This window comes from Paenibacillus polymyxa M1 (assembly GCF_000237325.1).
In the GTDB taxonomy this organism is placed as follows: Bacteria; Bacillota; Bacilli; order Paenibacillales; family Paenibacillaceae; genus Paenibacillus; species Paenibacillus polymyxa_C.
Map to the genome: position 1 here is coordinate 5,648,127 of NC_017542.1, position 24,871 is coordinate 5,672,997.

The window sequence follows — 24,871 nt, forward strand, 5'->3', positions numbered from 1 at the left end:
CCCTAGGGGCTATCCTATACTTTCATTATATCTTAAACAGCTTGGAGCGAAAGACCGGAAAATGCTGAGAAAAAGAGGTGCGTTATGCTGAAAAAAAGGGGAACATGGGGCGACAAGGGCAGCAAGCTGGAATTTGGTTTATTCACATTGCCCGTAATCTTGTGCATTACAATTGCATTTTATATTCCGTTTTTGATGACGATACGCTATTCCCTGACCAAGTGGAACGGTATATCCAAACATCCGAAATTCGTGGGTCTAGATAACTTCAAGCAAATCCTGCTCGGAGACGCTAACTTTGCACATGCAGCCTGGTTTACAATCAAATACGCCATTTTGTACATTGTGCTGGTAAACGTGCTGGCCATTTTGCTGGCACTCGTCCTCGACATGAAGCTCAAAAGCTCGGCCTGGCTACGCGCGGCTTTCTTTATACCTTATATCCTCAGCCTCGTTATTGTCGGCTTTATATGGAAATTCATCTTTATGCAAGGCTTTGAGTCACTGGACCACAGTACAGGCTGGGGCATCTTCCAGCTCAGTTGGCTAGGCGAGGAAGGGCTCGCGTTTATTTCCATTTTGGCGGTATCCATCTGGCAATCCATTGGCTTTTACATGGTCATTTATATTGCAGGTTTGCAATCTGTACCTGAGGATCTAAAAGAGGCTGCCATCGTTGACGGAGCAGGGCCGATCCGGAGATTTTTCAGTATTATTTTGCCAATGCTCGCACCCTCGATTACGATCTCGGTCTTCATGGCACTGACCAACTCGATCAAGGTGTTTGACGTCATTTTATCTCTGACTGGCGGTGGACCAGGAGGTACGACATACAGCATTGCGTATGATATTTACCGAGATACGTTCCAGAACAATCTGTATGGCTACGGAACAGCCAAAGCCTTGATTTTATTCGTTGCAGTACTGATCATTACGATTATTCAATTGTCTATTTTCAAACGCAGGGAGGTTGAAGCCTGATGCAACGCAGCCGTACAGGACGTATTTTGCTGGAAGCGGGCATGATTGTATTATCGCTGTTATTCTTGTACCCGCTGTTTCTCGCCATTAACAATTCGTTCAAAAGCTTCGCTGAGGTCATGACCGACGTCATTGCGCTGCCCAAGCAGCTTTCGCTGGATAACTACGTATACGTATGGAAGTTCATTGACTATCCTCGTTTATTTCTGAATAACACGATTATTACTGTGCTCGGGCTGGCAGGCATTGTGCTGATATCCTCCATCGCTGCTTATAAGCTGGCACGGACGAAAAGCAAGTGGAGCTCCGCCATTTACATGCTGTGCATTATGCCGATGTTGATTCCATTTCAGTCCATCATGCTCACTGTCTTGCGACTGGCGAAAGACTTGAATTTGGCAGACAGCACTTGGGGACTCGGCCTGCTGTACTGGGGTTTCGGAGCCCCGCTGGCAGTGTTTATCTATCACGGCTTTGTGAAAGGCATCCCGGTCGAAATTGACGAAAGCGCCAAAATCGACGGAGCCTCAGGCTTTCGGCTCTTCTTTTCCGTCATCTTCCCGTTGCTGAAATCGGTCACCGCCACTATTGTTATTATCGACGTGATGTGGATATGGAACGATTTTCTGCTTCCACTTCTCATGGTTAACGGCTCACCCAGCACCAAAACACTTACGCTGGCTGCCTATACCTTCGTTGGGCAATATACATCAGACTGGCAATATGCCATGACCGCGATGGTAATGGCTGTGCTGCCCTCCATTATCGTATTTATCTTTCTACAAAAATACATTGTTAAGGGCGTAGTGGCCGGGGCCGTCAAAGGTTGAGGCAATTACATCATTACAGATGACCCAAAGAGGACTTGCGTCAAGTTTACGCAAGTCCTCTTGTCTTCGTGATGTCCATGCCCGTACTCTGACATTATTTATGCTTAACCCATTGCGCGCTATCCATCGGCCAAAAAATCACATCCGCACGTCCAACAATGTCCTTGATGGAAACAAAACCAATAGCACGACTATCTCTACTATTATTGCGGTGGTCACCCATCACAAAAATATACCCCTCAGGAACCTTGGAATCGGTTATAGTTCCGTTTGGAAAGTCCACATTATTATATAATTCTCCCTTGGCGTGAGCATCTTGGATAGCTCCTTGAATGTATGGCTCCTCTACTTTCTTACCGTTCACATAAAGATGATCACCTTGATACTGAATTGTATCTCCAGCCACTCCAATAACACGCTTAATAAAGTCCTTTTGTTCCTTTTTTACATGGAATACAACAACCTCGCTTGCCTTGGGGTCACGAAAATCGTAAATCACCTTATTCACGACCACTCGTTCATCTGTTTTGAAATTCGGTTCCATGGATGCTCCCTCAACAATAAATGGCGCAAATAACAGCCAACGTATAATGAACACGAGCACAATGGCTGCAATAATTGCCTTAAGCCAATCGATCATCTCATTATTCATTCGCGGTCGCTTTTCCTGCAATGGTTCGGAAGTTGAACTCGTCAAATGCTTCCCGCTCTCCATGCGCTAAACCCACCTTTTCTCCCAATTTTCATTTCTATTATATGTATAATGTTTAAGTATAATCAAATTTTCCCAGCCTGGCAAAACCATATTTTTAGTTGGAACAAAAGTGTGAACTTTTTTTCACAATATCAAAAAAAACAATAAAAAACTGTTGATGCAAACGTTAACATATATTACACTGTGCATATACTTCTTAGAGCGTTTTGGACTTATGATAGATCAATCTGTCCCCCCAGGAGGTGTCCTATTTTTTAATGGAAAGACAGCATGATCCACTTTTATATGTGCTATCTTCTTTTAAAATATGAGCTCAGATAAGGAGGAATTTACATGTTTAAACGGAATGATCGTTCAAAAAACGGCTTTAACGCTCTAAGACTCGGTGTTTCTTTTGTTCTTGCTTCTTCTTGCCTTATTGGAACCGCTTACGCAGATGTTCCATCCAACAACCTCCCCTCTACCACACTCACAGAGGAAGCCGTCAGTGCAACCGATTCAGCAGCTGCTTCCACCACGTTAGCGGCAGGTGATTTGTATGTAGCTCCTAATGGTAACGTGTCCAATCCAGGCACGATATCTAGTCCTACCACCCTCGAAGCAGCACTGACACAAATTGCTCCTGGTAAAACCATCTACCTGCGCGGTGGTAACTACGCCTACTCTTCAACGATTACAATTCAGCGTGGAAATAACGGCAGTAACGGCTCACTCAAGGGGTTAGTCGCTTACGGTAGCGAAAAGCCTGTACTTGATTTTTCTGCTCAGGCCTTTGGTTCAGCCAATCGGGGACTTCAGCTTAACGGAGACTTCTGGCTGGTCAAAGGTCTTGAAGTCAAAGGTGCCGGAGATAACGGTATCTATATCGGCGGCAGTAATAACCGAATTGAAAATGTGGAAACCCACCACAATCGGGACACCGGACTCCAGCTCGGGCGTTATTCCCCTAACGCTTCGACCAGTGAGTGGCCTGCGAACAATTTGATCTTGAATTCCTACTCTCATGATAATGCCGATCCCGATAATGGTGAGGATGCCGATGGCTTCGCAGCCAAACTGACTGTAGGATCAGGCAATGTGTTCGATAACTGCTTGGCAGCGTACAACGTAGACGATGGCTGGGATCTGTACAGCAAAACGGAAACAGGCCCTATCGGTGCCGTAACCATTTTGAACAGTGTGGCCCATCACAACGGGCAAACCTCTGATGGAACGTCTACTGCGAACAGTGACGGCAACGGCTTTAAGCTGGGTGGAGACAAAATCAAAGTCAACCATATTGTAAAAAACAGTATTGCTTTCCAGAACAAAAAACACGGATTCACCTACAATAGCAACCCTGGCACAATTACTTTGACCAACAATACTTCATGGGACAATGGACAAAGCAATTTCGCCTTTGATAAGGGTGAACACGTGTTCATTAACAATCTCTCTTTTGAAGGAACAGCAAGTGATAAAACAAGTGGCACAGATCAAGATAACTCAAACGTTTGGTGGAAAAACAAAAAAACGACGAATGCCAAAGGTCTCGCAGCCAGTGCAGACGACTTTGTCAGTCTCGTGCCTTCCATCACTCGAGGCGCAGACGGTTCCATCCAGCTGGGTGATTTCCTTAAGCTGGCCAAAGGAAGCGATCTGATTGGCTCGGGTACTCCGAGCGGAAATATAGGGGCACGGTAAAAGCTCTACCTAATCAGGACGCCTGGCCCATCTACCAACCTAGACAATTCTGCATAATATAGCGACCGGTGATTGTCCTCATAACCAGACAAAATATGAGGTGAACAGATCATGGAACGAAAAATCACACTGAAACATACACTTGCCTATGGAAGCGGTAACATGCTGGGAAGTGGCGCACTTGCTATTAGCGGTGCATGGTTAATGTACTTTTATACAACCTTTTGCGGACTGTCTCCTGTTCAGGCCGCAGCCATTTTCTCTGTTGCCAGCATCATAGATGCGGTCAGCAATCCGATCATGGGCTTTATCAGCGATAACTTTCACCGAACCCGCTTAGGCCGTAAATTCGGCAGACGCCGTTTTTTCATCATGATGGGTATCCCGCTGATGCTCGTGTATCCGATGCTTTGGATAGATGGGCTGGGCTTCTGGTATTACCTGAGTACGTACGTGCTGTTTGAACTGGTGTACACCTCTGTCATGGTGCCGTATGAAGCACTAGCGTCTGAGATGACCCGAGACTTCGGCGCACGCTCCAGATTGACTGGATGGAAGGCCATGTTTGGTAAAATCGCCAATTTTGCTGCCGCTTTTATCCCTGGTCGCTTTATTGCTGCTTACGGCAAAGACTCTCCATTGCCTTTCTTGTATACCGGTCTCGTTTTTGCAGCAATTCTGCTGATTGCCATGGCTTTCTTGTACAAAAACTCCTGGGAACGTCCAAGTGAAGAACTGCAAAAGGAACTGGAAGGTGAAGCTCCGCTTTCCTTTATAGATTCCATGAAAAAGTTGTTTATCGACATTTCCTCCACTTTTCGGGTCAAGACGTTCCGTCATCATCTCGGGATGTACCTGGGCGGATTTTCAGCCGAGTGGCTGTTTACTTCAGCTTTTACGTACTTTATTGTTTTCTCCTTGTTCCAAAGCTCGGAGATGGTATCCAATCTGAACAGCTTTAACTCTGTCATTCAACTAATTTCTACCTATTTCTTCATCCAATTCTGTGTGCGTAAAGGGTTTCGTATGCCTTTCATCGCCGCACTCGTCGTCGTTTGCTTTAGCGTAGCAGGTTATGGCCTGCTCTATATGACGGGAGCCTCTAATACAATGATGTGGCTATATGTCATCACACTGTTCATGGGACTTGGTACGGGTGGCGTCTACTACATCCCTTGGAATCAATACACGTTCCTTGCCGATGTGGATGAAGCGTTAACTGGTCGTCGCCGTGAAGGTATTTATGCGGGTATGATGACTTTTGCCGGAAAAATGGTGCGGGCCGTTGTCGTTTTCATTCTCGGCTGGGTGTTACAGAACTTTGGCTTTGTATCCGGAGCTGAAAGTCAGCCAGTCTCTGCTCAGCACGCTATCTTTTATGTACTCGTGGTGGGTACGATCGTTCTCGCGATCATCGGGATGATTGCTTCTGTCGTAATGAAGCTGGATATTGACAGCCACAAGAAGCTAATCGCCGAGATTGACCGCCTCAAAAACGGCGGCTCGATGAAATCAGCCAAGCCAGAGGCTCGCAAAGTGTTCGAACAGCTGACAGGCTTCAGCTACGAGCGGTGCTGGGGCAACAACAATGTGGGCTTCAAGAGCAGACCCGTTGACCCTAAGACACACACTCCGTCTATGTAATCAGCAATAACAATTACAGATTAAACTTTACTGAAGAGGTGACTGTATCATGGCAAATTCAACTTCGCAACCAACAACCAATCCTACAAAAACAGAATCCTGGGCTGTACGTATGAGCGAATCCGTGCTTAAACGGAGTCCAGAACGTTATGAGAAATGGGAATATGACCATGGCGTGATTTACAGAGGTCTGGAATGGGTTGGCGAACTGACAGGTGATCCCAAGTATATGGAATATATAAAAAAACATATGGATCACTTTGTTGACGAAAATGGCGTGATTCAGCGCTATAAAGTAGATGAGTACAATATTGACCACGTAAATAACGGTAAGCTGCTCTTCACTCTGTATCGTGCCACAGGAGATGAACGCTATAAAAAGGCAGCCTTCCAATTACGCAGTCAGTTGGAAAAACATCCACGCACAAGCGAGGGCGCATTCTGGCATAAGCAAATTTATCCGTATCAAATTTGGCTTGACGGCTTGTACATGGGTGCCCCGTTCTATGCTGAATTTATTCGCGAATTCGGAGATCCATCAGAGTTTGACGATGTGACCCTGCAATTCAAGCTATGCTACAAGCATACGCGTGATCCTGAAACGGGTCTGCTCTATCACGCTTGGGATGAGAAGCTGGAGCAGCCTTGGTGCAACCCGGAAACAGGCTGTTCCAAAAATTTCTGGGGCCGCTCAATGGGCTGGTTTGTCATGGCACTCGTCGACGTGCTGGACTACATCCCAGAAGATCATGCAGATCGTCCCGTCTTGATCGATATGCTGAACGAAACACTGGAGGCCTTGCTGAAAGTGCGTGATAAGGAAAGCGGCGTCTTTTATCAGGTGCTCAATCTGGGCCATGTGAAAGGCAACTATCTGGAAGCATCTGCTTCCTGCATGATTCTATATGCTATTGCCAAAGGTGTTCGCAAAGGCTATCTGCCAGAGCATTATCGTCAAGAGGCGGAAATCATCCGTAAAGGTATTATTGATGAGTTTATCACGATTACTGAAGAAGGACTTGTGAATCTGAACAAAACAGTACAAGTAAGCGGTCTGGGAGGTAAGGATCGCCGGGATGGTACCTTCGCTTACTATATCAGTGAGCCGATTATAACTAACGATCCCAAAGGTATTGGCGCTTTCATTCAGGCGATGGGAGAAGCGGAGCGCATCTAAACGATGCGGACTATATACTCTTAGATAGCACAAAGGACGGTGGCGATCAGCCCCGTCCTTTCCTCATTTATGCCTATCTTACTTACTTCATAACCTTAAATTCATATCCCTGTTTCTTCAGATATTCTATGATTTGCGGCAATGCTTTGGCCGTTTCTTCTTTACCATAGGTGTCATGCATGAGTATGATTGCTTTTTCTCGACCTTTGACTGACCTTATAAACTGGTTGATTAGTGCCGGTGCTTTCTTGGATCTTCCCTCTGCATCCTTCGTTAATACATTCCAGTCCACCTGATGGTAATCCTTTTGACGCAAAACCTTATCCAGAGCAGCCATTCCCTGTGGATCTCTTCTGTTCCATGTCATGTGGCCCCCAGGGAAGCGGATCATTCTGGTGGAGAATTCTGGCCCCAGAATGCTTTTTAGAACCTGATTGTTCTTCTCGATCTCCTGCATAACATGATCCGTATTTACTCGTCTGTTCGGATATAAATATTTATAATTATGTGAGTACGTATGGTTTCCTATCGCGTGACCCTCTTTGACAATTCTTTTGATAAGGTTCCTGGTGTGCTCATTTTCATTGGCTTCTTTACCTACAATAAAAAAGGTTGCCTTGACCTTCTGCTTTTTCAGAATATCTAATATCTGAGGTGTGACCGTCACGGATGGTCCGTCATCAAAGGATAAGTAGGCCACTTTTTTACCATCAGCTCCATCGGGCATTTGCCCTAGCATTTGCTGATTTAAATATTTTTCGACAAAGGCACCGTCTTCTACATCGGGATCATTTTTTGGAGAGGCCGCTTTACCCTTTGCCCCTGCGCTGTCTTTAACATTTGATGAGCTGGAATCCGTTTTTTTAGCAAGCTCCTGGGTCGGCGCGTGTGGCTTGCTATCCGAAACCTTTATCGCAATAAAAGTAATACAGCCTGCCACAAATAATATAATAGCAATCAGTATCAGCCTTCTTCTGTTCCTCTTCAAGCGGTGCTCACTTGTTCTACTATGTGAATAACCCTTTTCCATTAGATTATGTACCTCCACACCAAAATAAGAAAAACCACCGGAGCAGGGTGAATGGGCACCTTACAACGAACATTGCAAAACTCTGAGGTTTAGCCAATGAAAGTTTAAGGGTGCACTTCAACCAGGGGACGCACAACCTACTCCCGGTGGTTTCTTATCTTGCATTTGCATAATTTATGAATATCATTGCGGCTCTGCTCATTAAGATTGCTTCGTTAGGGCCTCAGCCAGCAAAGATGCATAGGCTTTAGCGCCTTTAGGTTTTAAATGTACTCCATCATGCTCAAAATATGAGTTTTTACCAGAACTTGCTGCATACCAGTCAATCATTGTAATTCGCGGATCTTGGGATGCAGCTTCGGCTAGATGCTTGTTCACAATGCTCTCCCAGGGCCGTGGTACACGGGTATTCACAAGTATAATACGCTTCGTATCCTTCAGGCTGGCGAGCAGATCAGATAACTGGTCCTTGGTAAAAGCGCCGTTCGTACCCAGTTCAATAATCACCGTCTTACCCAGCTGTCCGTTTTGTCTCAGTTGCTCCAGTACAGCAGGCGCTTCCGTCATTTGACGGCCGATCCGTCCATCCACAACGGCCCCCGGGAAGTATTCCTCAATGTACGACTGTACATCGAGCATGACAGAGTCTCCAATGGCGGTCACGCTCGAACCATCGCCTGTCATAGACTTAGCCTGTTTGGATGTAGTCGAAGGTTCCGTCTTCGTCGTAACGCCATCCGCAGTACCAGCCTTGACTGTCGTGTTTTTAGGCGTCTGGGCTTGAGACGGAGCTTTACTGTCCTGGACTCCTTGTGGCTTGATGGCTGTAGGCTCCTTGGAAGCTACGGACACCGTTCCGTGAAGCGGCGGCATCGCCTTTGCCTTTGCAATTGGCTGCTCATCACTAGATGCTGCCTGCAACGTTGCGTCAGGAGATACCACGTACAGGTGAACTGTACCCACACCAATACCTATACAAAACATTGCTGTTGCGGTTGTAGAGATCCATCTCCACCGCACCTGTCGACGAACCGCTGAACGAATTCCTGCAATCCAGTGCCGGAATCCATCGTGCCGAATCGGTTCCTCGACATATTTAAACGAGAGAGACGCCAGCAGTATGGTAGCTAGCAATTGTATAACGATACGCATCACATGCACACCATCGGTGTCCACCTGAGGTGTAGTTAGCGTGATAACTGGAAAATGCCATAGATACAGTCCGTAGGAACGGGCGCCTATCCAGCGTAGCGGCTTGCGTCCAAGCAGGCGACCGAGATGGCTCACTGGGTGTGCCAACGCTGCGACCACAATAGCAGTGACCACAGCAATCCCCAGCAAGCCGCCGCGGTACAGAGATGGATCATATTCATTCGAGGCCCACGCCCAGTGGCATAGCAGCAGCAAGCTGATTGCACCGATGCCATCGAGAAGCAGGCGCGCCTTCGCAGAAGCATGCTCTTTCAGCTTGCCGCTTGGCCATACCAAGGCCAGCGCCGCACCAATCAGTAGAGCAAAGCCACGTGTATCCGTTCCATAATATACCCGGCTCGGATCGCTTCCCGGTACGTAAATCACGGCCATGAGGAGCGCGGATATTAACGCCAGACAAATCACCCATCCGGCCAGTACAATACGCTTGGGCATGTACTTTAGCCCAAGCGCCAGCAGTAAAGGCCACAGGATATAAAACTGCTCCTCCACCGCAAGCGACCACAGATGCCCAAGCGGAGAAGGAGGGCCGAAACTTTCAAAATACGAAACCTGATGGAAAATAAACCACCAATTGCTCATATACACCAATGCGGCAGGTACATCTCCGCGCAAGGCCGTAAGCCGTGACGGATCGAAAAGCAACGAGCACAGGACAATGACAGCCACAACCGTCAGCATGGCAGGCAGCAACCTTCTGGCACGACGCACCCAGAAATCTTTCATTTTAAAACTATGATATGTATCCCACTGACTGACTAGAATATCTGTAATCAGATACCCCGACAAAGTAAAAAAGACGCCTACACCCAACAAACCACCCGGCAACCAATCCGGATTCAGATGATACACAATGACTGCGATGACCGCCAGTGCTCTTAGTCCATCCAAACCTGGCATATAACGACGTTGTGACGACAACCGATTAGACTTCATTTCAGCAGCCGTCCTTCTTGCAAATTCGAACTCTCTGTCTGTTTCAATGCTCTTCTGCCCTTTCCCTCTCCTGCACATCGTCTGTGCGATGCCCTGTAGCCTTTTCATTCATTATATAAAACTTCATAATCGTAATGATTTCATTGAAGTTAAAATTAATGACAATGTTTTTATTATATCATTCCTTTCCACAGTTAGGTAACTGCTGATAGATATACAAAAAAAGGCATCTCTTCCCTTAGGAAGAAAATACCTTTTTTTAAAATTCGTATCTATTAAAATTTGATGATCCCTGAAGTATGAAGGAATACCAACAACATCAGGATCGGTGAAACATAGCGAAGGCCGAACAACCATACACGGAACCAAATAGGCTTGAGATTGGCATGCTCGCCAGCAGTTTTCCAGTAGTACCCTGTGAATATAACAATCAGTAAGCCACCGAGTGGCAAGAAGATGTTGGACGCTGTGAAGTCAACAAAGTCAAAGAAGGATTTGTCGCCCACCTTTAACTCTGGAACCAACCCCATAGATAATGCAGAAGGGACACCCAGCAACAGACACAGGATCGATACGATGACAACCGAGCGAACCCGGCCCCAACGGAACCGCTCCATAACATAAGCTACGGGTACCTCCAGCAGGGATACCATAGAGCCTAATGCCGCAACTGCCAGCAATACGAAGAACAAACCACCGAAGAAAGCTCCGAAAGGCATGGCAGAGAATGCAGCCGGTAAAGCAATAAAGACCAATGACGGTCCTTGGGCAGGGTTAATACCAAAGGAGAAGGTTGTAGGGAAAATGATCATACCTGCGATAAACGCATAAATTAAATCCCCGCCACCAACTGCCAGCATGGCTCCACCCAGCGATTGTCGACGATCCACATAAGCACCATATGTGACCATAATCCCCATCCCCAGTGAGAGGGAGAAGAAGGCATGTCCCAAAGCAACCAATGCAGACTCAATACTCAGCTTAGAAAAGTCGGGATTCAAAAAGAAGGATACACCCGCACCAGAACCTGGCAACATGAGAGCGTTAATCATCAACACGAGCAACAGGATAACCTTAGCAGGAATCAGAATTTTATTGAACTTTTCAATTCCGTTCGATACCCCTAGGGTAACCACGACTGCTGTAAATGCAAAAACAATTAACAACCACACCAACGGTGCATAGCCGGAAGAAAATGAAGCGAACTGGCCAGCAAAATCATTATTAGAAAACAGACTTCCGCTAAATGCCTCTACAGCATAATGCAGTGTCCATCCTCCTACAATGGCATAGAACGACAAAATAACAAACGGCACGATAACAAACATAATGCTCATCTTGCCCCAAATTGGATGTCCGCCTACTTTCACCATTGCAGAGGCAGCACTTCCTCGACCTGCACGGCCAAGCGCAAGCTCTGCTAAAAGCACAGGCAAACCAACAAGCAACAAGCAGACAATAAACAACAAGAAAAATGCAGCTCCGCCATATTGTCCGGTAATATACGGAAATTTCCAGATGTTACCTAGTCCTGCCGCACTCCCGATCGCTGCCAAAATGAATCCAGCCGACGAGAAGCGTTCATTCTTATCAGACAGGTTATTCTTCCCCTTGCCCAAATTCATGGTATCCCCCTCATTCTCTCTACTTACGCATAAACTTGAGCATGCGTACATAAATAATTTTTTCTCATTATAGCGTAAGTAGGATGTAAGGTCATGCATAATTTTTCACTATTACCGGATTTATTTTCATAATGTTCGGTATCTACACAATACAACAAAAAACTACATTTTTTCTTCAGTATCCTTCTTAATAATGGTCTCTCCCATACGATTGGATACTTTTTGGTAAATATACGAAATGGCCAGCAATACAACCCCAAAAGAGAAATAGGCTACAATAGTACTTCCTGACGTTAACAAATGTAGATCGTACCAAAGCAGCTTACCTGTCGATAGCAGGGTCAAACCCAATCCAAATCGGCGGATGTAGACCACTCGTTTGAGGAAGCCGTATACAATATACAAAATAGCCAGCAGCAGATACACCAGACTGAACACAAGACCTGCGTCTCCCAGACGGAACTGAACTCCGAGAAAAGCGGTAATGATACCCAACAAATATACTCCCATAATGACCGGATACAGCTCATTACTTCTATACTGTCGAGTCATCAGTGCGTTTAAGAAGTCCCTGCTGCTGAAGAATACCAGTACATTAAAGGCTGCCAGTACAATTAACGCCACGTAATCAGCAGCCGTATTCTGCGCGTAATCCTCATGCAAGGTTGGAATCGCTACGGTAACCACCAATGCCAGCGCGTAGCCTATGATGTACAATGCCAAGCTATAGTATTTAATCACCCGATCGTACAACAGCCTCACTTTAGGCAGGAAATAAGCTAACACCAGGGATACGCAGGTAAACAACAATACCTTGTACAAGGTGTAATGTGCAAACTCATCGGATACGACGATGTTATACCAATGACCAGCTTCATACAAAAGATAGAGGTACACGTTCACCAAAGCTACATATTTAAATCCTTGCATGATATGCATTTCGTACAAGCGATTGTTTTTGAAAGCATTCGGACGGCTAAATTCAATCGCATAAAAGACAGTAACGATCAACATTCCCAATGTAATGAGCGTATATTTGAGCCCAAAATAATCCGTCTCAAAGCCTGATAACAGATATATAGGAAAATCGATGAAAAAGAATGCGCCCAGACACAGTCCTAGAATGCCCCAGCCTGCACGCTCTAATTCCTTCAAGCGATAGCGATGTCCATATAATGTGAGGAGCACTGCCTCGATTAACCAGCCCATGGACAACCATCTGACTCCAAACTGGAACGGAATCATGAGAATGGCAAAGGTCAATGATGTCGCATAAAATAGTATTTTGGTTTGTTTCTCCTTTGGAATATATCGACGAACCCATTGGCCCAAGCCCCCATACACCAAGCAAAAGACGAGTGCCAGCAATCCTTTGTAATCATCCAGGCCTGCATCACCGAACAGAGAATACAGAACGGAACAGCTCACGACTGTATTCAGAGCCAACAGGGAGAAATCCAGCCATGATAGTTTTGTTTTGAATCGGAACGGCACCCACAGTGTCATCCCGAGATACATTGCAAATGTAATGATTGCATACAGCATGCTGGCTATGGTGCTGTCTGATAACCACGTGAGTACAACCATTAATGGGGTATTGAGTAGAAAGCTGATATATTGCACGATGACCCACCGTTTGCGGAAGGATACGAGCAGGATCAACAGGTTCAGCAGGAATAGATAACCCATCGCAATATACACGGCGTTTCCTTCCAACCCGTTTGCAGCCATATAGGAAAACAACGGGAGATATCCTCCTACTAAACCGAAGGAACATATCGTTCGAGACTCATATCTTAATGACAACAGCACAGCGGTCACCGTAACTAGAACGGACAAGCCTATGCCTGTATACATTCCTATGATTTCTAGCAAAAAGTAGCTATAAAATATGGACCCGTACAGTACAGAAATACCGCCGCCCAAAATACCGAGAGCAAAGGTCTGCTTCTGCTTGCGATACAACCACTCGCCGCCGCCCAGCATTAGCGCTCCTAGCAAAAAGAAGGCAACGCCCTTCATATTTCCTGTAAACCAGTTTGAGTATGAGTATTTAAAAGCGGCTCCCACACCCAAGATAATGAGCAAAATCCCTAGCTTGTTAATCCAGTTCAATCCCAGCATCATTTCAAACTGATTCTGCTTCATACGCTTCTGCATCGTTTCTTCGCTGATCTCTTCTTCCCCGAGTTGATGGAGCTCGTGTGCCGTCTGATGAAGCAATTTGCGCTCTGCCTCCTGAAACCGCCTGCGTTGCTCCATGATCCGTTCACGAATCTCCTCTGAGAATAGTCTCAGTCTAGCGACGATCTCGTCCTGATCCTCTTTAAGCTCATGAGTGGTTTGCTGAATAAGCTGGTCCACCCGGTTTTTAGCCCCATACTCAATGGATGTCAGCCGATTTTCCCCTTCTGCGGTTCTGGAAGCAAAATAGGTCTCCAGCTTTTCCCGCGAAATGCGAATCATATTCGCCTTTTCGCTCAGCATTTGCTCTGTCAGCGCAGTACGCAGCTTTCCATTTTCCTGCTCAATATGTCGTACCCGCTCTTCCAAATGAATGCAGCGAGCCTGATAATCCTCGAACTTTTTTTGTAGCACCTCATTCTCCAGAATGATATCTGAAGCTTCGTAATCTGCAATTAATGTTTGATACTCCTTGAGCAGCTTATTCTGTTCTTGGCGGATCGTATGTAAACGATCTTTAAAATCCTCCATGTTCTCCTCCATCGCTGTTCGTTTTGGTAATCAATACATTTTACATGAAATTAAAATAGCATTATAGAGACTATAGCCCATTTTGGACGCTGAATTGAGGCTATTACTTAAATATTCTTCCAGTTTCATCATCGCAGATGAAGCAGAATAGATATACATAAGAAATAAAGCCTACCTTTCCTCTTCGCAAACATGAAATCCGAATTATTTACACTGTGTATTTATTTTTATTGGAAAGATCATGTTGAAAAACGGAAGTAATCCAATGTACAGACTCACGCCCTTGATTAACTTGCCAAAAATCCGTATACTAACAAAAAAGCAAACGACATTATGCCTATGAAGAGCATCCAACTCGGAGGCGTTTACGCCAAGGATTATACGTTAGTGTACGATATGGCGATATGTTCCTAAGTAAACCGGACCCGCCCGTTAAAGCGGAGCAAAGTGGATTGGAGAGTCATGACATCAGTCATGCTGTCCGGTCAATTTGGGTGGCACCGCGAGATCAAAGCGCTCCTCGTCCCATGTGGATGAGGGCGCTTTTTGTATTTTTATCCGAAGAAGGAGTGCGGTGTCATGTTGGATATCAAATGGATCAGAGAGCATCAAGAGCAAGTTCAGAGAGCAGCAGACGACAAAGGAATACAGGTATCGGTCGCAGAACTGTTAACCCTGGATGATCGGAGAAAGCAGTTGCTTCAGGAAGTAGAACAGCTTCGTCAGACACGCAATCAGTGCAGTCAGGATATCGGGGCACTGATTCATACCGGAAAGAATGAACAGGCGGAACGGGCTAAGCGGCAGGTTAAAGAAATTAACGGACGACTAGATCTTATGGAAGTTCCGCAACAGGAAGTAGAGGAACAGTTTCAACAGCTTTTGCTTCTGATGCCTAATATCGTATCGCCAGATACGCCATGGGGAAGAACGGATGAAGATAATGTAGAATTGGAGCGGGTCGGGACGATACCCGAATTCGGATTTGAACCCAAGGATCACATGACGCTCGGCCAGCTTCACAACCTGATCGACGTGCATCGCGGTGTCAAAACGGCCGGTACCCGTAACTACTATCTGACGGGGGCTGGGGTGGCGTTGCACCGGGCTGTGCAGCAGCTTGCTGTTGATCTGCTAAGCGAACGAGGATTTCAGCTGCTGGACGTTCCATTAATGGTACGCTCCGAGGCAATGCGCAGCACTGGCTTTTTCCCGCTTGGATTGGATCAGACGTACCGTATCGCAGGGGAGGATCAATGGCTTGTAGGCACCTCGGAAGTTCCGCTGGTCTCGTATTACAGCGGAGAAATTGTGGACGTTACAGACCCGATTCGGCTGGCGGCGGTATCCGTATGCTTCCGCAACGAGGTCGGCTCGGCCGGAAGGGACGTTCACGGACTGTATCGTGTGCACCAGTTTGCCAAGGTGGAGCAGGTCATCATCTGTGAGGCGAGCTTGGACGCTTCAGAGCAGATGTTTCAGGAAATTACGCGTAATGCGGAAGATCTGCTTCAACTGTTGGAGCTGCCTTACCGCAAGATGGCTGTCTGTACAGGCGATATGTCGCAAAAAACCTACAAGCAGGTGGACATTGAGACATGGATGCCTAGTCGACAGGCTTACGGCGAAACACACTCGTCGTCCCAGCTGCTTGATTTTCAGGCGCGTCGTTCCAACATCCGGTACCGTAACGCGGACGGCAAGCTTCAATATTGTTACACACTCAACAATACAGCGGTCGCTTCGCCTCGGATCTTGATCCCGCTGCTAGAGCATCACCAACAAGAGGACGGTTCGATCCGCATTCCAGAAGCTTTACGCCAGTATATGCCGCAGCATATGGATTTTTTGCGTGTGCCCACGTCATGAAAATATGGGCACACTCTGAAGAAGCGTAGAGACAAATGAGTAGGATTTCCTCACAGTAATAAACAACAAAAAAGACGAAGGACAACGATCCTTCGTCTTTTTTTAATGTCTCACTGCGCTTCTGCTTCCCATGCACTGGCAGGACCAAAAAATTCATAGTGGATATCCGATGCAGGGATATTCCACTCCTTCAACAGGCCGTATACCGATTGCATGAATCCCACAGGGCCGCAAAAGTAATATTGGGCATTACGTTCCGGTATTACGGATTGCAGCCAAGCCAGATCCAAACGTCCTTCCTTGTGAAAAGCCTGGGCTAGACGATCCTGCTCGGTTGGTCTGCTGTAGCACCACCGAACGGCCGCCTGTGCATGTGTGGCGACCAGCTTTTCCACCTCATTACGCAGAGCATGGTTATCTCCGTTGACCGCTGCGTGGACAAAGGTGACGGGCCGATCTGGAGCAGACTTCACCAAGGAAGCCAACATACTGACCATCGGGGTTAGCCCGACTCCACCGCTAATCAATACAACAGGTCTGCGATCTGTCTGATCCAGCGTAAAATCACCCGCAGGTGCAGACACCCGCAGCACATCGCCCTCCTGCACCTGCTCATGCAGATACACAGATACTTTACCCGCTGGGCGAGACCCGACGGCGTCCTCGCGTTTTACGGATATCCGGTAGTAAGGTTGGCCCGGTGCATCGGAAAGGCTATACTGACGGATGTGGGTGTTATGTTCACCCGGGATCTGCATCTGCAGACTGATATATTGCCCAGGCTCGAATGCAGGCAGCACCTGTCCATCCTGCGGCACCAGATAAAAGGACGTAATCTGGTCGCTTTCCTTAACCTTTTTCTGCACAACAAAGTTCTTGAAGTCTGACCAGCCTCCCTGCTGCTGTTCAGCGTTCTTGTACATTTCAGCTTCCACATCTATAAATACATTCGCAATCACACCATAGGCTTCGGCCCATGCGTTGATGATCTCATCTGTTGCTGCATCCCCTAGCACGTCCTTGATCGCAGCGAGCAGATATTTCCCGACGATAGGATAATGCTCTGGCTTAATCCCCAAACTACGATGCTTATGTGCAATCTGACGTACCACCGGAAGAATTTCCTCCAGACGGTCAATGTGCTGTGCAGCCGCATATACAGCATTGGCCAACGCACCTTGTTGACGCCCTTGCTTCTGATTCGCGTGATTAAATATATTGAGAAGCTCGGGATGGGCCTCGAACATCATCTGGTAAAAACGCTTGGTGATCGTAGTTCCGTGTACCTCCAAAACAGGTACAGTCGATTTAATCGTTGCAATGGTTTGCTCACTTAACATCGTAGTATCCCTCTTCTCTCCAAAATAAGATGAACAATAGTTGTTATTAACATAGTTCCCTTTTGTTAACCCTCAATTAAAGCAAGTATACCCACATAAAGCAATCGTTTATGTGATTCCAGTCACTTTAAATTTGAAATAATTCATGAACGTGTCAATGACAAAGCGCACAATCACAAACAATTCTGATATAAGTGACGAGCTTCCCTATATACCTATTTCGTATGTAATGATCAAATTTGTTCTTTCTTCTAACAGCAGTTTACCATTCTAAAGACTTCAATTTATTCCACTTGTAAACGCTTCCAATTAAGATAAAATCAAAGATGAGGTGCCGGACAAGCCCTTCTGGCCCATCCTATCCGTGTTAAAGGAGGCAGATGATATCGTGAAGTGGATCAGCAACAGCAAATCGTTAGCCGCATGGATTTGTATTATACTCGCAGTGGTCGGTGCAGGTCTTCAACCTGATGCGGTACATGCCAATACTACAGGCGTTACGCAAGCAACCTATGGGAGCGAGATGAACCCATCGCTGAATGGTATAGACGCCGCTAATGCAGAACTTTCCTTGAATGCAATAGCAAGCACAGCCATTACGAACGGAACAGATTGGAAAGACACCGCAGGTAACCCGATTCAGGCAAACAGCGGAAATATCCTAAAAGTAGGCTCCACTTATTATTGGTACGGCGAGCATGCCGAAAACTGGAAATTTGAAAAAGTGAACGTATACACCTCGACCGATTTGAAAAATTGGTCCTTCCGCAGTAGTATTCTCACCAAAGATTCCGCCCCTGAGCTGAATTCAAGCAAAATTGAGCGTCCCAAAGTCATTTACAACAAATCCACCGGAAAATATGTATTATGGGCACACTATGAAAATGGCACGGATTACTCACTCGGTCGCGTAGCTGTCGCTACCAGCGATACACCCGACGGGAATTTTACTTACCAAGGCAGCTTCCGCCCGCTGAATTATGAGTCTCGTGATATGACGGTATTTACGGATACTGACGGTAGCGGCTACCTCATTACAGCTTCCCGTAAAAATGGCGGCGCCAACGATACGATGGCAATCTTCAAGCTGACGGCCGATTATACAGGTGTGCAGTCGTTCGTTGGCTGGATTTTTGAAAATGGCTATCGTGAAGCCCCCGCTGTTGTGAAAAAGAATAACACCTACTACCTGTTTACCTCACAGGCATCCGGCTGGTATCCGAATCAGGGTGCTTATGCAACCGCCAGCTCCATGACTGGAAGCTGGTCTGCTTTGTCGCCTTTCGGAGATCCGGCGGCTTATGGCTCGCAAATCCACTCCATCGCCACAATTACAGGCAGCACTGGAACCAGCTACATCTATATGGGCGACCGCTGGAACCCGCTCAATCTGAGCGATCACAAATTCATCTGGTTGCCACTGACCTTGAATGACTCCAATAAAACGGCTACTCTGAACTGGTACAGTAGTTGGGATCTGGATGCTGCCACAGGCAAGGTCATCCTGCCGTCTCTTGTGAATCACGCGCAAGGCAAAACGGCGACTGCCAGCTCAGCCGCATCCGCTTCTCCAGCTTCACTGGCGAACGATGGCAATCCCCAAACCTCATGGAAAGCTACATCTGCATCCTGGCCTGCATGGTGGCAGGTCGATTTGGGCAGTACCAAGACGATTAGCGAAGTGGATATTTCATGGTTTATGTACAAAGGATCTGAAGCATATTATAAGTATAAAATCGAATATAGTACGGATGGTGTTCATTATTCCACCATTGACCGCACAAGCAATACCACATATGGCTTTACCAGTGACAAAGTTAACTTCCAAGCCCGTTACGTGCGCATCAATCTTGTTAATGCGGTGTTATTTAATAATCCAAACAACTGGTACACCCCAACGGTGCATGAAGTCAGGTTGCTTGGTCATTAACTTGCTTCATTAAAAAAGAACAGGCAGGAGAATCCCATATTAGATAGGCTTCTTCTGCCATGTTTGCTTTACCACCTGTTTCGTACTCATTCGCTCAACGTATCCGATTTACTGTGGTAAACACAAATTTATCATACCGATGCCGTGAGAATGAGTATTCAAACGGTATACCCGTATCCAGATAACCTACCTGCTCAATTTCTAAAACCGGATCATCCGCACCACAATCCAAATGTTCCCAATCTAGCTCGGTCGACTTGGACGCACGGATGGTACGATGTGAACTGACAATATTAAGGCCCAGCTCCTCCTTAATATGTTTGTACACTGAGCCGTGCAACACCTGCTCGGTAATACCGCTGATCAGCTTGGTAGGCATGTATGTGCGCTCTATCACATACGGCTCTCCTTCTACAATACGCAGACGGACTACATGATACACAGGAGAATTGGCATCAATAAATAGATGCGCCGCTACCTCTTCAGATGGAAATTGAACGTCAAAGGCTATGATTTTACTTTTGATTTCTTTCCCGCGCAGTACGTTGGTCAGCCCCAGCATTTCATTCACAACGACATTAACCGGACCATTGTAGACCGATTTGACGATAAAGGTTCCGTGTCCTCTTTTACGATTCAACAGCCCTTCCGACACCAATGTATCCAATGCCCTCTTAATCGTCATCCGACTTACCCGGAACTCACTGGCCAGTGAAATTTCATCGGGGATCGGATCATCACTGCTATAGGTCTTATCTATAATACGCTTCTTGACCTCTTGTGCAATCCGTTGGTATTTATTCATCTGTCTACCACCTGTACTAAAATTTGTTTTATGTCAGCATTTTACCAAAAACATCGGTAGCGCTGGTTCTTTTGGTTCTGCAGGCGGGGACATCGAGGTATTATGGTATAAGTAAGTATACCGAACAATATACTTTCTCACCAGCAGTATACAGGGGAACTTGGCTCGGTGATAAAAAAAGGTGGTCCAGAGGACCACCCACCACCTTAGAATCCGTTATTTTCGATCACTTGCTTGAACCAGTGCCCACTCTGTTTAACGGATCTTTTGCCTTCGTTCTGAAGGTCGACAGATACGAAGCCATAGCGATTTTTATAAGCGTTCGTCCAGGACCAGTTGTCCATAAATGTCCATAAGTGATAACCTTTTACATTGGAGCCTTCTGAGATGGCACGTTGGACCCATTTGAGATGCTCACGGATAAAATCAATGCGATAGTCATCATGGATCATGCCGTTCTCATCCCTGAATTTTTCCTCGCCTTGAACACCCATTCCGTTTTCTGATATGAAGCATTCAATGTTTCCATAATTCTCCCTGACGTTGGTCAGAATGTCGTAAATGCCCTTCTCATAAATCTCCCAGCCTCGCATCTCATTCATCTTACGACCAGGCATGGCGTAATAATCGAAGAATCGTTCCGGCACAAAAGGCGCATCTGGATTCGGAAGACTTTCGCGAGCCTTGACTCTGCGCGGCTGATAATAGTTAATCCCCAGCAGGTCCACAGTGCCTTGACGTATAATCTCCCGGTCTCCGTCTTCCATGTTTGGTACGAATCCCTCTTGGCGTAACAACTTTACGAGCAAAGGATTAAATTCTCCCGTCACAGATGGGTCTAAAAAGGAACGGTTAAAGAACGCATCGCATATTTCAGCAGCCTGCACGTCTGCAGGGTGCTGACTACGCGGATAAGTTGGCGTCAGGTTCAAAATAATACCAATTTTGCCCTTATAACCGCCTTCTTTGTAAGCCTTAATGGCACTCGCGCTCGATAGCAGGGTATGATATCCCACCTGTACAGCTTTCCCGAAATCCACTTCATTTGGATAGTGGAAATCGTACAGATAGCCGCCTTCCACCGGGACAATCGGCTCGTTATGTGTAAACCATTTGGCTACACGATCCCCGAATAGCTCAAAGCAAGTGTTAGTGTAATCCACGTAAGCTTCGACCGTCTCCCGGTTTACCCAGCCTCCTTTTTCCTGTAAAGCCATCGGCAAATCAAAATGATACAGATTCACAAACGGCTCAATCCCCGCCTCATGCAACTCTGCAATGACGGCATTATAGAATTGAACCGCCTTCTGGTTCAATTCACCTCTTCCTGCTGGAAACAGGCGTGACCAGGAAATGGAGAACCGGAAGGAGTTATGGCCAAGCTCTTTCATGAGTGCAATATCTTCTTTGTAACGAGTATAGAAGCGGGATGTATCGCCAGGTCCCACCCCGTCATAAAAACGGTTTGGCTCCTGTTCAAACCAATAATCCCAGATGTTCGGTCCTTTTCCGTCTCCCTCCACGGTTCCTTCTGTCTGGGTCGCCGAGGCTGATGAGCCCCACCAGAAGTCGGATGGAAAACAGTATTGAATGGCTTGCTGCTCTGTATCTTTCATTTCGGTATGATTCACAGCTCTACTCCTCTCTCTTTTGCAATGAATAAGCCGCTAGTTCAGGCTCATTCACACTACATTCCAACAGTTTGATCCTTACCTGCAATGGCTGCTTGGTTAATCTCCTCTTCCTGCTCTTTACGGACGTTCATTCGATCAATAAATTTCAGGAATGGGAACCAAATGACAAAAACGACAGCCATATTAAACAACTGCAGTACGCCTCCCATTAGAGATCCCGTAGCCATCATTCCACTAAAGAACAACGGCATCGTCCAAGGGACCTGTATTCCGTTAGGCGGTGGTACAAGCCCGGTGGACATCGCGAAGTAAGTAATCAGCGTAACGATCATTGGAGCAATGACCCATGGGACAAAAATAAGCGGATTCATCACAATCGGCAAACCGAAAATGACGGGTTCATTGACATTGAATAGACCTGGTCCAATGGCCAACTTACTGACCTGCTTCAATTGCTTGCTCTTTAGAAAGATCAGAATCGTGAGCACGACTGCCAGTGTCATACCTGTACCACCGATACCTACGGTATAAATATCCACAAACTGCTTGGTGATAATATGCGGCAGTTCTGCTCCTTTGGAGTACGCTTCGTAGTTTTCAAGTGCCAGCGTATTCCAGATCGGTTCCATGACTGAGTTGATAATAATCTGACCATGAAGCCCAAAGAACCATAAAAGCTGAACAAAGAAAATAGCAATTAATGTAGGTATAATACCACTGCCCAAATGCACCAGAGGTGCCTGTACAGCATGATAAATCAGATCATGCAGGTTATTATGAAGAGTCAGTGTAACTACAACATTAACGATCAAAAATATGCCCAATGTGATACACGCCGGAAGCAAAGCGGCAAACGATTTGGCAACAGCTGGCGGAACGCCTGGAGGCATTTTGATAACAATGTTCCGCTGTGTCACTCTTCGATAAATTTCAGCAGCTATAAAAGCAACGATCATGCCAAGGAACATGCCTTTGGCCCCAATCCGATCCAACGGAATGACACCAGCAATCGTGGCACCGTTTTCTTGTGTCAGCACAAATGGGGTGAGCATCAAGAAGCTGACCAACGCGATCATGCCGCCGAATATAGGCTCGACCTTATAACTTCGGGATAAATAATAGCCGATCCCGACAACTACGAATAAGGTCATGATGTTCAGGGTGGCACTCGGCGCAATGTTCAGCAGACTGTTAAAAGTCGCATAATTACCGTCCCCCATCCACCCTTTGAGAAACGGCAGATTGATAATAACGACAATGATGGAGCCAAAAACTGTTAATGGAAATGACAACATAAATGCATCACGCAGTACAGTAAGATAGCGGTTGTTGTTCAGTTTACCGGCAATAGGTATCAGTATCCGGCTTAATTTTTCAAACAAAGCCTATTCCTCCCCGCGAAGTGACTTGCATCAATAGGGTTGCAAGCATTTCATGTCCCAAAATTCACAATTTTACAGGTCCTGCTATAAACTTCTGGATTTGAACAGCTCCAGCAGTTCTTTAACCAGATCCTTCATGGTCACCGTGGACATCAGATGATCCTCGGCATGCATCAGAAGGAGCGAGAAGGGAGTTTGAGTACCTCCCGCTTCCTTCTTAACCATTTGAAAATGGATATCATGTGCAGCACGTAAATCTTGCTTGGCTTCTTTGAGCAGTTCGTCCGCACCTTCTACATTTTCATTTCGGTATTCAGTCAGCGCTTGAATTACTTTACTGCGAGCGCTTCCACTGTGAAGAATAAGTTGGAAACTAATTTGCTCTTCCGTCAGTTCAGCTATATTGATCTTATCCATTTTTGCGTTCCACCAGCTTTACGGCCTGTTCATAGGCTTTCTTACCGTCAACCATTCCGTAGGCCATCATGTCGATCACTTCTACATGAATACCATATTGAGATGCTTCCTTTTCCAGTTGTCCTTTAAGAAAACTCATTTGCGGGCCAATCAATACCGCGTCAGCCTTAGCCATATCTTCTGCCGCCTGATCTTGACCTACTGCCCAAATTTCAGCCTCATCTCCAATGGACTTAGCATATTCCTGCATCTTGGTAACCAGCAAACTTGTAGACATACCTGAGCTGCACGCCAGTAAAATTTTCTTCATGATTATTCCTTCCCTTCAAGGTCTGATTGGATGATAACTACTAGAAAACGTTTACAGCGTAATTATAAATCCGCTTTTCGCATTTGTCTATACATTTAACATATATGTATAGACTTTTTTTAAAATGACACATTTTCTTCTTTTTTTGAAAAATGAACTGATATTATCTTAAATCTCTCAATAATAATCGTTTCTCACTATAAGAGATGTGCGAGGCTTAGCGAGCAGCGGCATCAAGCACTTCAGGATTGCACGCAGGATATATGAGGAAGCACCCAGAACGCTACGTTGCTGCGGTACTACCGGAGCTTCGCTTTGAGGATGAACAGTTTTGTCTGCCCAGTTTCTGTTTAGGTATAGTGATCGACTCGACTATGAGTTTTCATAAAAATACGGTACACGAACTGCTACGAGTGGCTTCAGAGGAAGTCCGCATTTTTCCTCTGACCGATTTAACAGGCACTCGTTACGATCTGCTAGATCGTTTGATTCTTGAGCTGGAGGCAGAAGGCTTACGGGTGACGGAGGCCAAGGTCCCGTATGAGTTTATGCGTAACGGCAACTCTCTGTTGAGCATCCGAAAGATGTAGGTCAGGTTTAGAGCTTTCACACACTGAAAATTAGAAAAAATTTGAA

The 24,871-nt window shown here is 46.1% G+C and carries 19 protein-coding genes; 8 read left to right on the forward strand and 11 right to left on the reverse strand.

Annotated features, from left to right (window positions below; genetic code table 11):
- Positions 1 to 84 precede the first annotated feature (84 nt).
- Together PPM_RS25375 and PPM_RS25380 are read left to right on the forward strand one after the other, a co-directional pair.
- A complete protein-coding gene (locus PPM_RS25375) occupies positions 85 to 981 on the forward strand; it encodes a carbohydrate ABC transporter permease (RefSeq protein ID WP_013373700.1) in 897 nt (298 codons plus the stop codon).
- Complete coding sequence (locus PPM_RS25380) at positions 981 to 1,811, forward strand: carbohydrate ABC transporter permease (protein WP_013373701.1); 831 nt, start codon at positions 981 to 983, stop codon at positions 1,809 to 1,811. Before PPM_RS25375 ends, PPM_RS25380 begins: the two co-directional genes overlap by 1 nt.
- Before the next feature lie 94 nt (positions 1,812 to 1,905).
- Here PPM_RS25380 and lepB read toward each other — a convergent pair whose 3' ends face one another.
- The gene (gene lepB, locus PPM_RS25385) at positions 1,906 to 2,526 is read right to left on the reverse strand and encodes a signal peptidase I (RefSeq protein WP_013373702.1); all 621 of its coding nucleotides are present in this window, start codon (positions 2,524 to 2,526) and stop codon (positions 1,906 to 1,908) included.
- 333 nt (positions 2,527 to 2,859) lie between these two features.
- Between lepB and PPM_RS25390 the strand changes: the two genes are divergently transcribed.
- From PPM_RS25390 to PPM_RS25400, 3 genes are all read left to right on the forward strand, one after another.
- The gene (locus tag PPM_RS25390; protein WP_013373703.1) at positions 2,860 to 4,209 is read left to right on the forward strand and encodes a right-handed parallel beta-helix repeat-containing protein; all 1,350 of its coding nucleotides are present in this window, start codon (positions 2,860 to 2,862) and stop codon (positions 4,207 to 4,209) included.
- A 111-nt stretch (positions 4,210 to 4,320) separates the two neighbouring features.
- A complete protein-coding gene (locus tag PPM_RS25395; protein WP_013373704.1) occupies positions 4,321 to 5,853 on the forward strand; it encodes an MFS transporter in 1,533 nt (510 codons plus the stop codon).
- A gap of 49 nt (positions 5,854 to 5,902) precedes the next feature.
- Entirely contained in the window at positions 5,903 to 7,030 is a 1,128-nt protein-coding gene (locus tag PPM_RS25400) for a glycoside hydrolase family 88/105 protein (protein WP_013373705.1), read from the forward strand.
- A gap of 82 nt (positions 7,031 to 7,112) precedes the next feature.
- Here PPM_RS25400 and PPM_RS25405 read toward each other — a convergent pair whose 3' ends face one another.
- The 4 genes from PPM_RS25405 to PPM_RS25420 form a co-directional block, all read right to left on the reverse strand.
- Positions 7,113 to 8,060: a polysaccharide deacetylase family protein gene (locus PPM_RS25405; protein ID WP_013373706.1), complete on the reverse strand. Its 948-nt coding sequence runs from the start codon at positions 8,058 to 8,060 to the stop codon at positions 7,113 to 7,115.
- Between the two features lie 201 nt (positions 8,061 to 8,261).
- Positions 8,262 to 10,316 (reverse strand): acyltransferase family protein, encoded by a 2,055-nt coding sequence (locus tag PPM_RS25410; protein ID WP_013373707.1) that lies wholly within the window; start codon positions 10,314 to 10,316, stop codon positions 8,262 to 8,264.
- Between the two features lie 167 nt (positions 10,317 to 10,483).
- A complete protein-coding gene (locus PPM_RS25415) occupies positions 10,484 to 11,833 on the reverse strand; it encodes a sodium-dependent transporter (protein WP_013373708.1) in 1,350 nt (449 codons plus the stop codon).
- Between the two features lie 162 nt (positions 11,834 to 11,995).
- Positions 11,996 to 14,548 carry a DUF2339 domain-containing protein gene (locus PPM_RS25420; protein ID WP_016324891.1) on the reverse strand — a complete coding sequence of 851 codons (2,553 nt, stop codon included), beginning with the start codon at positions 14,546 to 14,548 and terminating at the stop codon, positions 11,996 to 11,998.
- 579 nt (positions 14,549 to 15,127) lie between these two features.
- Here PPM_RS25420 and serS point away from each other — a divergent pair.
- Positions 15,128 to 16,417, forward strand: a complete 1,290-nt coding sequence (gene serS / locus PPM_RS25425) for a serine--tRNA ligase (protein ID WP_013373711.1) — start codon at positions 15,128 to 15,130, stop codon at positions 16,415 to 16,417.
- A 110-nt stretch (positions 16,418 to 16,527) separates the two neighbouring features.
- On the opposite strand, the gene hmpA is transcribed toward serS, so the two are convergent.
- On the reverse strand, positions 16,528 to 17,757 hold the full coding sequence (gene hmpA, locus PPM_RS25430) for an NO-inducible flavohemoprotein (protein WP_013373712.1): 1,230 nt from the start codon (positions 17,755 to 17,757) through the stop codon (positions 16,528 to 16,530).
- A gap of 388 nt (positions 17,758 to 18,145) precedes the next feature.
- Here hmpA and PPM_RS25435 point away from each other — a divergent pair, with 388 nt between their 5' ends.
- Positions 18,146 to 19,687, forward strand: coding sequence for a family 43 glycosylhydrolase (locus PPM_RS25435; protein ID WP_016324892.1), 1,542 nt, complete (start codon positions 18,146 to 18,148; stop codon positions 19,685 to 19,687).
- A gap of 94 nt (positions 19,688 to 19,781) precedes the next feature.
- Here PPM_RS25435 and PPM_RS25440 read toward each other — a convergent pair whose 3' ends face one another.
- From PPM_RS25440 to PPM_RS25460, 5 genes are all read right to left on the reverse strand, one after another.
- On the reverse strand, positions 19,782 to 20,492 hold the full coding sequence (locus tag PPM_RS25440) for a GntR family transcriptional regulator (protein ID WP_013373714.1): 711 nt from the start codon (positions 20,490 to 20,492) through the stop codon (positions 19,782 to 19,784).
- 206 nt (positions 20,493 to 20,698) lie between these two features.
- Positions 20,699 to 22,108 (reverse strand): glycoside hydrolase family 1 protein, encoded by a 1,410-nt coding sequence (locus PPM_RS25445; protein WP_043886151.1) that lies wholly within the window; start codon positions 22,106 to 22,108, stop codon positions 20,699 to 20,701.
- A gap of 71 nt (positions 22,109 to 22,179) precedes the next feature.
- Entirely contained in the window at positions 22,180 to 23,508 is a 1,329-nt protein-coding gene (gene celB / locus PPM_RS25450; protein WP_013373716.1) for a PTS cellobiose transporter subunit IIC, read from the reverse strand.
- A gap of 84 nt (positions 23,509 to 23,592) precedes the next feature.
- Positions 23,593 to 23,925, reverse strand: coding sequence for a PTS lactose/cellobiose transporter subunit IIA (locus PPM_RS25455; RefSeq protein ID WP_013373717.1), 333 nt, complete (start codon positions 23,923 to 23,925; stop codon positions 23,593 to 23,595).
- Positions 23,918 to 24,235 carry a PTS sugar transporter subunit IIB gene (locus PPM_RS25460; RefSeq protein ID WP_013373718.1) on the reverse strand — a complete coding sequence of 106 codons (318 nt, stop codon included), beginning with the start codon at positions 24,233 to 24,235 and terminating at the stop codon, positions 23,918 to 23,920. Before PPM_RS25460 ends, PPM_RS25455 begins: the two co-directional genes overlap by 8 nt.
- Before the next feature lie 263 nt (positions 24,236 to 24,498).
- Here PPM_RS25460 and PPM_RS25465 point away from each other — a divergent pair, with 263 nt between their 5' ends.
- A complete protein-coding gene (locus tag PPM_RS25465; RefSeq protein ID WP_013373719.1) occupies positions 24,499 to 24,825 on the forward strand; it encodes a hypothetical protein in 327 nt (108 codons plus the stop codon).
- The last annotated feature ends 46 nt before the right edge of the window (positions 24,826 to 24,871 follow it).

Bases quoted from the DNA above. Each gene is read 5' to 3' on its own strand.
- PPM_RS25375 (WP_013373700.1), top strand. From the start codon at position 85: ATGCTGAAAAAAAGGGGAACATGGGGCGACAAGGGCAGCAAGCTGGAA.
- PPM_RS25380 (WP_013373701.1), top strand. From the start codon at position 981: ATGCAACGCAGCCGTACAGGACGTATTTTGCTGGAAGCGGGCATGATT.
- lepB (WP_013373702.1), bottom strand. From the start codon at position 2,526: ATGGAGAGCGGGAAGCATTTGACGAGTTCAACTTCCGAACCATTGCAG.
- PPM_RS25390 (WP_013373703.1), top strand. From the start codon at position 2,860: ATGTTTAAACGGAATGATCGTTCAAAAAACGGCTTTAACGCTCTAAGA.
- PPM_RS25395 (WP_013373704.1), top strand. From the start codon at position 4,321: ATGGAACGAAAAATCACACTGAAACATACACTTGCCTATGGAAGCGGT.
- PPM_RS25400 (WP_013373705.1), top strand. From the start codon at position 5,903: ATGGCAAATTCAACTTCGCAACCAACAACCAATCCTACAAAAACAGAA.
- PPM_RS25405 (WP_013373706.1), bottom strand. From the start codon at position 8,060: ATGGAAAAGGGTTATTCACATAGTAGAACAAGTGAGCACCGCTTGAAG.
- PPM_RS25410 (WP_013373707.1), bottom strand. From the start codon at position 10,316: ATGAAAAGGCTACAGGGCATCGCACAGACGATGTGCAGGAGAGGGAAA.
- PPM_RS25415 (WP_013373708.1), bottom strand. From the start codon at position 11,833: ATGAATTTGGGCAAGGGGAAGAATAACCTGTCTGATAAGAATGAACGC.
- PPM_RS25420 (WP_016324891.1), bottom strand. From the start codon at position 14,548: ATGGAGGATTTTAAAGATCGTTTACATACGATCCGCCAAGAACAGAAT.
- serS (WP_013373711.1), top strand. From the start codon at position 15,128: ATGTTGGATATCAAATGGATCAGAGAGCATCAAGAGCAAGTTCAGAGA.
- hmpA (WP_013373712.1), bottom strand. From the start codon at position 17,757: ATGTTAAGTGAGCAAACCATTGCAACGATTAAATCGACTGTACCTGTT.
- PPM_RS25440 (WP_013373714.1), bottom strand. From the start codon at position 20,492: ATGAATAAATACCAACGGATTGCACAAGAGGTCAAGAAGCGTATTATA.
- PPM_RS25445 (WP_043886151.1), bottom strand. From the start codon at position 22,108: ATGAAAGATACAGAGCAGCAAGCCATTCAATACTGTTTTCCATCCGAC.
- PPM_RS25455 (WP_013373717.1), bottom strand. From the start codon at position 23,925: ATGGATAAGATCAATATAGCTGAACTGACGGAAGAGCAAATTAGTTTC.
- PPM_RS25460 (WP_013373718.1), bottom strand. From the start codon at position 24,235: ATGAAGAAAATTTTACTGGCGTGCAGCTCAGGTATGTCTACAAGTTTG.
- PPM_RS25465 (WP_013373719.1), top strand. From the start codon at position 24,499: ATGAGGAAGCACCCAGAACGCTACGTTGCTGCGGTACTACCGGAGCTT.